Raw genomic sequence first — 10,942 nt, 5'->3', positions numbered from 1 at the left:
ATAAACGGTGTTCCAACAGCTGATCTTCAATATTAAGCCAAAAAATTGTAAAATATGGGAAGCTATTTTTCAATTTCCTGTCTTAATATTCAGATCAAAGCGCTGTTGTCAAAGCCTCAATAAACGGTGTTCAACAGTCAATTCTTTCTATATTAAGTCGAAATCTCAAAAATAGGAAAAACTATCTTCAGAGTTTTTTTCTTACTGCGTGAGGCAAAGTGTTGCTGACATAAAGTTTCTTTTTAGCTGAAATGCAAAACGAGCCACAGTGCGGTGCTAAGAAAAGGCACAAAAGGAAGCTTTTCTATTTTTTTTTGAAATAAAATGAATGTACTGAAAAAGAAGATCAATGCAAAAAGACTTGCGATAAATATGACATGTAGGATTTGATCTAGGGCTAATCCACCGCTCCAACTGATCAAAAGTAAAGAGTCACCTGCACCTAGATAGATTTGTCCATAATGAAGAGCCAAGAAACCTATAAGAGATACTACTAAACTACTTTTCCAGTGAAAGTTTCCTGTCATTAACCAAATGATCCACAACAATCCCCACGAAAGGTACAATAAATGAGCATCAATGCTGAAATAAAGGACATCCATTAGTGAGAACATCAAAGAACAAAGCAACCAAAGCAATAAAAACCACTTATTTTGTTTAAAATAAATTTCAACATACATAACTAAGCTACCGCCAGTTAATTCAGCAATTGGATAAATCCAAGAAAGACGAGCGTGACAATGACGACAGCGGAATCGTTGCATCGCGATAGAAATTAAAGGAAGCAATTCATACCAACAAAGCACTTTTTTGCAGTTGACACAATGAGATCTAGGGGAAATAATAGAGTGACCTTGAGGGATTCGTTGTGCAATCAAGCATAGAAAAGATCCTATGCAACAACCAATGATAAAATAAATAAGCATGGATAAAGCCTCCTTTTTATTAAGGTACGCAAAAGGAGAATAAGTAGAGGTGAAAAAGATGTTCGCAATTGGTGTCGATATAGGAACTACGCAAACAAAAGCGGTGGCTTTTAATGAGCAAGCAGAAGAAGTAGCAGTTGCCTACTTCCACTACCCATTGATTCAAGAAACAGAAGGGATGGCAGAACAAGATCAGGAGTTGATCTTACAAGGGGTGTATACGGTCATCAACGAAGTTATTCGTCAACTACCCACAAGACACGTTCGGTTTATCTCCTTTTCGACAGCAATGCATAGCTTGATCTTATTGGATAAAAATAAAGTGCCGTTGACACGGATGCTTACTTGGGCAGATACTCGAGCAGTCCAAGAAGCAGAAATTCTAAAAAATACTACTAAAGGCAAGGCATTTTATGAGCTGACAGGAACGCCGATCCATCCGATGTCTCCGCTGATCAAGATCCAATGGCTGAAACGGACATATCCAGAGTTGATCGAAAAAACAGCCTATTATGTTGGTATTAAAGAATACATTTTTGATCAGTTGTTTGGTGAGTTGGTCTGTGATTACAGTACTGCATCTGGCACTGGTTACTTTGACTATCAGAAATTCCAATGGGCAGAAGAGATTTTACAAGATTTAGGGATTTCCGCTGAACAACTGCCTAAACTAGCGAACTCTACTACTCAGTTCAGACATTTCACGTCAACTGCTAAAGAGAAATGCATCGTTGATGAAGGAACTCCTTTTATATTAGGTGGCGCTGACGGACCATTGTCTAATCTAGGATTAGGTGCTTTTGGAGAAACGACTGCTGCATTAACAGTCGGAACGAGTGGCGCATTGCGCTTCATCTCCCAAAAACCACAACTACACCCTGAGATGGAGACCTTTTGTTACGTACTTGACCAGGAACACTGGGTCATAGGTGGAGCCACAAGTAATGGTGCAGGTATTTTTGATTGGGCGGTCCATACGTTTATGCAAGAGGTGGTTCAAAAAGCTAAGAGTCAAGGTCAAGACCCATATGAAGCGATTTTGGAAGAGATTGCTTTTGTACCGCCTGGAGCAAATGGGTTGCTGTTTCATCCCTATTTATTAGGAGAAAGAGCTCCTGTGTGGGAGGCAGATGCCTTTGGTAGTTTTATCGGATTGCAACGTCGGCATACTGAAAAAGAAATGATGCGAGCTGTATTAGAAGGAATCTGTTTAAACCTCAAGCGTATTCTTGTCGGGATTTGTAAAGAAGATCAAGTGACAGAAATCCGAGCAACAGGCGGATTTGCCCAGTCGCTTTTGTTTCGTCAAATCATGACCGATGTATTGGGACAACCAATCGTTTTTCCTAAAGTCAAAGAAGCTTCTGCTTTAGGAGCAGTGATCTTGGGATGGCAAAGTCTAGGACAAATCATTGAACTGAGTGAGGCCAAGAGGGTGATCCATTTAAAGGTGCAAGTACCTGTAGATGTGAAAGCGAAAAATATTTATGAAAAAATGTACCCCTTATTTGTTTCAACGCAACAACAATTAGGCCATTATTATCAGGAGTTTGCTGATTTACGTCAAGTTCTCTCTATTGAAGAGAAGAACGCTAAAATGTAAAAAGCTCTTTGAGGATTACGACGGTATTACCTTAAAAAGTTTTCCTTAAGTGTTTTAGATTTAGAGGATACATTCGGTTGAAAATCGTTCTCATCTAATAGGTTTTGGTGTACTTTTACCTGAAAGTTTACTATGATTTTAGTATAGTAAATGTGAGGAGGAAGAAGTAAATGAAATTCCAACAAACAAAAGAAGTATTGAACCAATTAGTCGCAGACTTAAGCCAAATGAGTGCAGTAGTACACCAAACACATTGGTATATGAGAGGTCCTGGATTTCTTACATTACACCCAATGATGGATGAATTCATGGAAGATTTAAATGGGCAATTAGATGAAATCTCAGAACGTTTGATTACACTAGATGGCTCACCTTATTCAACATTGCGTGAATTTGCAGAGCATACAAAAATCCCTGATGAAGTAGGCCGTTGGGATCGAACAATTCCAGAACGCTTAGAAACGTTAGTATCTGGTTACCGTTATTTAGCAGACCTTTATCAAAAAGGAATCGAAGTTTCTGGAGAAGAAGGCGATGATCCAACGCAAGATATCTTTATAGAGTTTAAAACTGCTACAGAAAAACGTATTTGGATGATCCAAGCACACTTAGGTAAAGCACCAGAAATCGATGTATAATTAGAGTTAAATAAAAGATTGACCACCACCTACTTGCCTAGCTTGAGCTATACGAGGGAGTGGTGGTCTTTTATCTATTCATTATTGGAAGATATTCTTAAAAAAAAGAAGTGAAGATGTTGAACATCATCAGTGGAAAATTGGCATATACATAGAAATGATTTTACATTTTTAATGGGCATTTGGGTCAGAACGTTTTTCTCAATAGCTCAGGGTTGATTTTTTTCTGCTTGTAATTGTGCCATAGCCACTTCAATTTGTTGTTGCACTTGATCAAAACCGGTACCACCAAGAGAATTCCGTCTTTTCACAGCTGTTTCCGGTCTCAGAGCATCGTAAATATCTTCTTCGATCAGTGGGCTAATCGTTTGATACTCCTGCAAAGGAATATCTTGTAAATAACCTCCTTGTTGCGTACAACGTAAAACGAGTTTTCCAACGATTTCGTGAGCTTGACGGAAAGGAAGTCCTTTAGCAGCCAAATAATCTGCTAATTCCGTCGCATTGGAAAAATCATTTTGTGTAGCTGCGTACATACGAGCTTTGTTGACATTCATCGTTTGTACCATGCCATCTATGATAGATAAGCAAGCCAAGATCGTCTCACTAGTGTCGAACATGCCTTCTTTATCTTCTTGGAAATCTTTATTGTAAGCTAAGGGAAGACCTTTCATCAATGTGAGTAACCCGAATAGATGGCCATATACTCTGCCGGTTTTTCCACGTATCAGTTCTGCCATGTCAGGGTTTTTCTTTTGAGGCATAATAGAACTACCAGTTGAAAAAGTATCGGTCAATTCAATATATTGGAATTCATAGCTACACCAGAGTATGATTTCTTCGCAAAAACGGGACAAGTGCATCATCAAAAATGAAGCATTACTTAAAAATTCAAGGATGAAGTCCCGATCGCTAACAGCGTCAAGGGTATTGGCATAAACATTAGTAAATCCTAACTCAGTTGCTGTAAACTGCCGATCAATCGGAAAGGTTGTCCCTGCTAAGGCGGCACTTCCTAAAGGTGAAAGATCGATCCGCTTCACACTCTCGGAAAAACGCTCATAATCCCGAGTCAACATCTGATAATAAGCCAAGAGATGATGCCCGAATGAAATCGGTTGGGCGTGCTGCAGATGTGTATAGCCTGGCGCTATCGTTGCGACATGTTCAGTTGCTTTGTTGACAAAGGTAGTGCGCAAATGATGAAGCTTATCGATGATTTCTAGGACAGTTTCTTTTAGATACAAATGCATATCCGTCGCTACTTGGTCATTTCTACTGCGAGCAGTATGAAGTTTGCCTGCAACAGAACCAATTTCTTCATGCAGCATTTTTTCAATATTCAAGTGGATATCTTCGTTTGCTACAGAGAAATGGAGTGTTCCATCCTTTAAACGTTGCTGTAATTTTTCCAAACCTGAAATGATCTGCTGTGCTTCTTCTGCTGGTAGAATCTCTGTGTTTGCCAACATTCTTACATGAGCTAAACTACCTAAAATATCTTGTTCCGCTAATTTTTGGTCAAATGAAATTGAAGCACCAAATTCATCAATCCATTGTTCATTTTTTCCTTGAAAACGACCGCCCCATAATTTATCCATTTTGCCCTCCTGTATTCTTCAGTAAATAAGAAAGTTCCTGTTTGAGAGTATACGCTCATTCATCTATTTGTAGAAAGCGATCCTTCTCCTTTAGTATTTACTTGCTTGGATTTGTTGGCTGGCCTGAACTTCGGCATGGACCTTTGAAGGCAGACCCCATAATTTGATGAAGCCAACAGCCGCTTGTTGATCGAATGTGTCAGCAGAAGTGTAAGTCGCTAATTCTTTGTTATAAAGACTGTTAACAGATTTCCTACCTTCAACGATCACATTCCCTTTAAATAATTTCACACGAACCGTTCCATTTACATAGACTTGTGTGGCTTTTAAGAAATCTAATAAAGCATCTGTCAATGAATTGAACCACAAGCCATCATAGATAAGTTGACTTAACTGTTGTTCGATGACAGGTTTAAAGTGAGCTAATTCTCGAACAAACGTGAGATCTTCTAATTCTTTGTGCGCTTGGATCAAGGTAAGGGCTCCTGGACATTCATAGACTTCACGAGACTTGATCCCAACTAAGCGATTCTCCACATGATCGATCCGACCGATGCCATGTTTCCCCGCAAGTTGATTCAACGTTAAAATCAGTTCCGATAAAGGTAAAACCTCCTGATCTAAAGCAATTGGAACTCCATTTTCAAAAGTGATCTCAATAGTATCTGCTTGGTCAGGCGTATATTCTAAGGCAGTCGTCAATTCATATGCCCCAGTAGGCGGTGTTGCCCAAGGGTCTTCCAAGGCACCACATTCACATGCACGTCCCCAAAGATTTTGGTCAATAGAATACGGATTTTCTAAATTTGCAGGAATGGGGATATCATTCGATGCCGCATAAGCAATTTCCTCTTCACGAGACCATTGCCATTGACGAACAGGAGCAATGATCTTCATTTCAGGTGCTAAAGCATTGATAGCAACTTCAAAGCGAACTTGGTCATTTCCTTTACCTGTACAACCATGAGCAATCGTTGTAGCACCAGTGGATCGGGCTAACTCCACTAATTTTTTAGCAATTAAAGGGCGAGAAAGGGCAGAAATCAGTGGGTAAGATTGTTCATAAAAAGTATGTCCTTGTAAAGCTACCAATGCAAATTCATGCGCAAATTCCTCTTTCGCATCAATGGCATAAGAAGCAGTTGCTCCCACTTTCAAGGCTTTTTCTTTTATAAAATCGGTGTCTTTTCCTTCACCAATATCTAAACAACAAGCAATCACTTCATAGTCTTTTGCTAACCATTTGATTGCGACAGAGGTATCTAGCCCTCCGGAATATGCTAAAATCAATTTTTCTTTCATATAATCGCCCCTTTAATTTTTGTTGTTTCAAATGATAACATTATAAAAATAAAAAATCAATCGTTTTTATAAATAAATATACATATATTTCGTAAAAATAAATAATTTATGCGAAATATATGCGAATAACCAATTTTTATACACAATATGTAAGGTGGTAATAAAGCGAATAAGGGAGAAGAAAATAAAAATGAAAGGAAAATTTAATTTTTCTGTATGACAGAAAAACGTTGACATTATTGGGATTTGAAGGTAATATGTTAAATGGTATTGTTTGCCCCACAAAGAGCCCCGGAAACTCGAAGTGTATGTCAAACATCAGAACTTAAATTGGAGGAAACTAACGTGCGTACAACATATATGGCCAAACCAGGCGAAGTAGAACGTAAATGGTATGTAGTAGACGCAACTGATGTTCCATTGGGACGTCTTTCAACAGTTGTTGCATCTGTACTACGTGGAAAAAATAAACCAACTTTCACCCCTCATTTGGACACTGGCGATTTCGTAATCGTCATTAATGCAGATAAAGTGAAATTAACAGGTAAAAAAGCGACTGATAAAATTTATTACCGTCACAGCAACTATCCAGGTGGATTGAAATCAATCTCTGCTGGTGAATTGCGTGCTAAAAATTCTCGTCGTTTGATCGAAACTTCTGTAAAAGGAATGCTTCCTAAAAATACTTTAGGCCGCAAACAATTTACAAAATTGAATGTATACGGTGGAGCTGAACATCCACATGCAGCACAACAACCAGAAGTTTTAGACATCACAAACTTAATCTAATAGGAGGGAATTTCATTGGCACAAGTTCAATATATCGGCACAGGCCGTCGTAAAAATGCAGTTGCTCGTGTACGCTTAGTACCAGGAACTGGTAAAATTATCGTAAACAAAAAAGATGTTGAAGAATATATTCCACATGCTGACTTACGTGAAGTTATCAATCAACCTTTCGCTGTTACTGAAACAAAAGGCGCATATGACGTATTTGTTAACGTAAACGGTGGAGGCTACGCTGGACAATCAGGAGCTATCCGTCACGGAATCGCTCGTGCATTGCTAGAAGTTGATCCTGACTTCCGTTTAGCTCTTAAACGTGCTGGGTTACTTACACGTGACGCACGTATGGTTGAACGTAAAAAACCAGGTCTTAAGAAAGCTCGTAAAGCATCACAATTTTCAAAACGTTAATCAATTCCTTATTGTATCAATGTTTACAAGAGTTTTTTGGTTCGAGTTGGTTCAAATCAGCTTGAACCTTATAAAGCATTTAACAGATTTAAAGCATCGGCATCTTGCTGGTGCTTTTTTTCTGGCATTAATTCCAGATAATAATTTTGGCTCTTTGTCAATAAGGACTGATGAGTTGTGCAAAATCAAATCTGGGTCAGAATGAACCTCATTCTTTCTCAGATTTTTTTGTTATTTCACTTTGATTAATTGATTGATCAAAAAGATTCTAATTTTCATGTTCTCAAATGATTTAAATCCGTAAGATACTCGTTTCATTGTCTTTATATGGGTATTCTTCGCTTCTATTTTTCCATTAGAGTAAGGATAAACCAGCGCATTGGTGATCCCTTCTTCATAGGATAGAAGGTTTTGAAGCTTCGTTCGAAAGCTGTCGTCTAGCGTTTCTGGAAGTTCTTTTAATAAGGAGAAAAACAAGTTGGGATCTTTGGCACGAAAAGCTTCCAACAACTCGTGAAAAACAGTATATGTCTCTTTGAGAGGTGTTGAAAAAGCAAGTAATCGATCAATCATCATGGCTTCGGTAAGAAGTGGGTATTTAGGCGCTCGGAAACTTCGCCATGTTTTGTAGTCATAATGATTAATATTTTCACGATTTTTTAACAGAAAGCGCCAGTTCCTTTTCAGTTTTTCGGCTTCACTATGTTGCCCCCTCTCACGTAGTTCTTTCATTTCTCGGATACGAAAGTCGTTGAATGCCTGATTCATATGTTTGACTATATGAAAACGGTCAATCACAAGTTTTGCATTTGGTAGAACGCTTTTTGTGAGCTGGAAGTAGGCGGCATTCATGTCTGTAACTAGGTATTCTACCGTTTCGGGATTGGCACAGTTTAGAAAATAGTTGGTTAAACGAGGTAATTTGCGTGTGGGTAAAATCTCAATTAGTTTGCCTGTCTCACCATCTGCACAAATAAAGCTCATCTTATCTTCCTTGCAAGTATGAGAACGAAATTCATCGACCATCAATACCCGAGGTAGAGTGCTTTTGGAAGGTTTTGGTAGATAGCATTTCAGCTCTTTCAATGTACGAATAACGGTTGTTAAAGATACCTGACAAATTTTCGCAATAAAAGATAAAGACACTTTTTCAGTTAGAAAAGAAATGATTTTGAATCTGACATGATTGGCAATTGAATGTCTAGGGCGGACAAAATAACTTTGAGCAGTCCAGTTTCTCCGACAATTTTTACAGGTATAACGTTGCTTCTTCAAGCGTAGGACCATTGGCATATGATTGTATGGGTCAAAACGTACCATCGTTTTCTTCTTACCATTTTTAACAACGATCGACTTGCCATTCGCATCTAACACGGAAGAACCACAATTTTTACAGGCACACGGAGCAGGTGAAAGAACCGCATCAACGATTAAGGTCTTTTTCTTGTGCAGGGTCTCGAAAGTAACCTCGGTAATGGTTAAATTTTTGTCTACTAATCTCAGCATTTTTTTGATAGAATCATTCATAGAGCATATCGTCCTCTCAGTTGTTTATTTTGTGGTGATTTAATCATACTAGAGAACGATATGTTTTTTAATATCTAAAATGAAAATGGGACGGAAGAATCATTTCTGATTCATCAGTCCCATAAATTATAGAGCCTAAAAACCTCAGTTGACCATCAAGTAGTCATAAAAGAAATACACTGTACTGAGTAATAAGGCAGAACTTGAGAAAACAGCTCTGCCGACTGTTTATTTTTTATAATAAATAGCTGAATTGTTTTTTAGTTCGGACGGTATCGATTAGATCCACCATTTCTACCCATTGATTTGGAGGTGGTTGGACACCAATGAAGAAGATTTCTGCATTCGGATTGATCTCTCTGCCTTCTTTTAGAGGGAAATCACAAAAAATGATTTCAGGTTCCTGGTCGTAATCAACAACCTCTATTGGTCTTGGGTTGATATTTTCTAAACGTCTGACCAAACTAGCCTTATGGATTCTTCCAAACTTGGTCAAGATAGCTACCTTGACAGGATCGTGATGTTCATCAAACACCCAAATCAGTAATTGAAAAAGCGAAAAACGAAAAGGTCGACTATCAAAAATCCGACGCCATTTTTCATCCTTCAATGGAATCTGTGAGATGATATTGTCTACTAATTTGAAGTAATGATCTCTTATAGGATCCCTAATATAAAAGTATTCTAAATCAGAATAAGGCACAACGTAATCAATACTTCCAAAGCTCAAGAAATAAGTAATTCTAGAAATTATATTGAGTGAAATAAAGTTTTGCTGCTGTGTGGTTAATTGTCGCTTAGTCTGCTGAAAAAGAGTTTCAAGTATGGAATGCTCGATTATCTTGTATTCATCAGTATAGAAGTCACGAAAAGCTGGGAAATCCTGCTGACCTTGATACATATAGGTCGGTACGATCGCAAATGCATAGTAGAGAAAAACTACTTCATCATCACTTAAACGTTTTTGAAAGAAGCGAGTTGAGATTTCTTTACTTTGTATCTGCTGTTGGAACGTCTTAAATGTAATTAAAGGATTTTTGATTTCTTTAATCACATCAGGCAAGTTAGAGATATGATGGCCATTTTTAAGTCTTTGCTGTGTGATTTTCATAAATAGATACAATTTTCGTGTATCTTCTCGGGAGTACATCGGCAGATATTCATTTAGCATGGTGGTCAAGGCTTGAAAGCTTTCAGGATATTCAGGAATAATCGGGTCTTCCTCATCATGCAAGTGCCAAAAAAGTTCGAAGAAAAATTGACGTACACGATATTCGTCACCATTTATTTTCTTTTTAAATAATAGATATTCGAGAGAATGATTTTTTAATAATGTTCGAACTGGCTTAAGCTTAGGTAGAACACTTTGCGGATGCAAGTGGACAGAGGCAGAAAAATGATCTAAGTTTTGAAATTCTTCTTTATAAATAGATAGGAGGAATTTGTAACCCACAGTCTTTTTAAAAAGAAGAATGTATACCTTAAGTAAAAGGAATTCATTTGTAAAATGGATCGATAGCCCATGTTTATCATAATGAAATTGAAATGTCGGATATTCTGCATTGATTTCCTCGACACTATGGGCAATCGTTTTATAACGATATTCCGAAATCCCTAGTACTTCTTGGATATTTTTTTTGGGATAATACTCTTTTTTGTTCATATAACAATATTGGAAAAATTGCATGATTTCATTTTCTTTGTAGTTGAGAAAGTAGTTGTTCATTTCAACACCCCCTATAGAGTATATCTTTACCTACATTATATAGAGTTATGACAAGAAAACCTACTATTTGATTGTTTTTTATTGTTTTACTGTGGAATTATTATTTATTGTTTTTTATTTGTGATCCGTTATCCAGAGACAATTTGGAGCAATACTCTATTAATATTTTTCATTTTTTTTTTAAATAAAATATAAAGGATAGCTCAATTTTTTTGTTAATATATAGCAAGTTGAAACTATTCTAATAAACGAAGGTTTATTCGTAGTAAGAAATGGAATCAGATTCCTCTATTTTTAGAAAATAAGTTTATTTTTTTTACATCAACGTATGTGAAATTAAGATGAAAAAAAGTGTTATCAGGTGTATCTTATGTAGGTGAATCCGAATTTTTGATCAGTCACTGTAGTACTGAATAAACGCT

At 37.3% G+C, this 10,942-nt stretch carries 9 protein-coding genes and 1 pseudogene; 4 read left to right on the top strand and 6 right to left on the bottom strand.

Features of this window, described 5'->3' with window-relative positions; genetic code table 11:
* Nucleotides 1-242: 242 nt before the first annotated feature.
* On the bottom strand, nt 243-926 hold the full coding sequence (locus A5844_RS13395; protein ID WP_086285667.1) for a prepilin peptidase: 684 nt from the start codon (nt 924-926) through the stop codon (nt 243-245).
* A gap of 58 nt (nt 927-984) precedes the next feature.
* On the opposite strand from A5844_RS13395, the gene A5844_RS13390 reads away from it, so the two are divergent.
* Nucleotides 985-2,529, top strand: a complete 1,545-nt coding sequence (locus A5844_RS13390; RefSeq protein ID WP_086285699.1) for a gluconokinase — start codon at nt 985-987, stop codon at nt 2,527-2,529.
* A 170-nt stretch (nt 2,530-2,699) separates the two neighbouring features.
* On the top strand, nt 2,700-3,167 hold the full coding sequence (locus A5844_RS13385) for a Dps family protein (RefSeq protein WP_086285666.1): 468 nt from the start codon (nt 2,700-2,702) through the stop codon (nt 3,165-3,167).
* A 209-nt stretch (nt 3,168-3,376) separates the two neighbouring features.
* Here A5844_RS13385 and argH read toward each other — a convergent pair whose 3' ends face one another.
* Together argH and A5844_RS13375 are read right to left on the bottom strand one after the other, a co-directional pair.
* A complete protein-coding gene (gene argH, locus A5844_RS13380; protein WP_086285665.1) occupies nt 3,377-4,768 on the bottom strand; it encodes an argininosuccinate lyase in 1,392 nt (463 codons plus the stop codon).
* Between the two features lie 90 nt (nt 4,769-4,858).
* Complete coding sequence (locus tag A5844_RS13375) at nt 4,859-6,070, bottom strand: argininosuccinate synthase (protein WP_086285664.1); 1,212 nt, start codon at nt 6,068-6,070, stop codon at nt 4,859-4,861.
* A 360-nt stretch (nt 6,071-6,430) separates the two neighbouring features.
* Between A5844_RS13375 and rplM the strand changes: the two genes are divergently transcribed.
* Nucleotides 6,431-6,859 carry a 50S ribosomal protein L13 gene (gene rplM / locus A5844_RS13370; RefSeq protein ID WP_153830627.1) on the top strand — a complete coding sequence of 143 codons (429 nt, stop codon included), beginning with the start codon at nt 6,431-6,433 and terminating at the stop codon, nt 6,857-6,859.
* A 15-nt stretch (nt 6,860-6,874) separates the two neighbouring features.
* Nucleotides 6,875-7,267: a 30S ribosomal protein S9 gene (rpsI, locus tag A5844_RS13365; RefSeq protein WP_047936613.1), complete on the top strand. Its 393-nt coding sequence runs from the start codon at nt 6,875-6,877 to the stop codon at nt 7,265-7,267.
* 68 nt (nt 7,268-7,335) lie between these two features.
* Here rpsI and A5844_RS14720 read toward each other — a convergent pair.
* The 3 genes and pseudogenes from A5844_RS14720 to A5844_RS13350 all read right to left on the bottom strand — a co-directional run.
* A pseudogene (locus tag A5844_RS14720) lies at nt 7,336-7,419 on the bottom strand (tyrosine-type recombinase/integrase); the annotation flags it as partial.
* A 79-nt stretch (nt 7,420-7,498) separates the two neighbouring features.
* Nucleotides 7,499-8,794 carry an ISL3 family transposase gene (locus A5844_RS13355; RefSeq protein ID WP_086285663.1) on the bottom strand — a complete coding sequence of 432 codons (1,296 nt, stop codon included), beginning with the start codon at nt 8,792-8,794 and terminating at the stop codon, nt 7,499-7,501.
* A gap of 235 nt (nt 8,795-9,029) precedes the next feature.
* A complete protein-coding gene (locus A5844_RS13350) occupies nt 9,030-10,520 on the bottom strand; it encodes a helix-turn-helix domain-containing protein (protein ID WP_086285662.1) in 1,491 nt (496 codons plus the stop codon).
* Between the last annotated feature and the right edge of the window lie 422 nt (nt 10,521-10,942).

Source organism: Candidatus Enterococcus wittei (assembly GCF_002140175.1).
Taxonomy (GTDB): domain Bacteria; phylum Bacillota; class Bacilli; order Lactobacillales; family Enterococcaceae; genus Enterococcus_B; species Enterococcus_B wittei.
The sequence above is the reverse complement of the archived record's forward strand: the minus strand, read 5'-3'. Positions and strand labels throughout refer to the sequence as shown.

Coding starts and splice junctions, on each gene's coding strand:
- A5844_RS13395 (WP_086285667.1), bottom strand. CDS start 926: ATGCTTATTTATTTTATCATTGGTTGTTGCATAGGATCTTTTCTATGC.
- A5844_RS13390 (WP_086285699.1), top strand. CDS start 985: ATGTTCGCAATTGGTGTCGATATAGGAACTACGCAAACAAAAGCGGTG.
- A5844_RS13385 (WP_086285666.1), top strand. CDS start 2,700: ATGAAATTCCAACAAACAAAAGAAGTATTGAACCAATTAGTCGCAGAC.
- argH (WP_086285665.1), bottom strand. CDS start 4,768: ATGGATAAATTATGGGGCGGTCGTTTTCAAGGAAAAAATGAACAATGG.
- A5844_RS13375 (WP_086285664.1), bottom strand. CDS start 6,070: ATGAAAGAAAAATTGATTTTAGCATATTCCGGAGGGCTAGATACCTCT.
- rplM (WP_153830627.1), top strand. CDS start 6,431: ATGGCCAAACCAGGCGAAGTAGAACGTAAATGGTATGTAGTAGACGCA.
- A5844_RS13355 (WP_086285663.1), bottom strand. CDS start 8,794: ATGAATGATTCTATCAAAAAAATGCTGAGATTAGTAGACAAAAATTTA.
- A5844_RS13350 (WP_086285662.1), bottom strand. CDS start 10,520: ATGAACAACTACTTTCTCAACTACAAAGAAAATGAAATCATGCAATTT.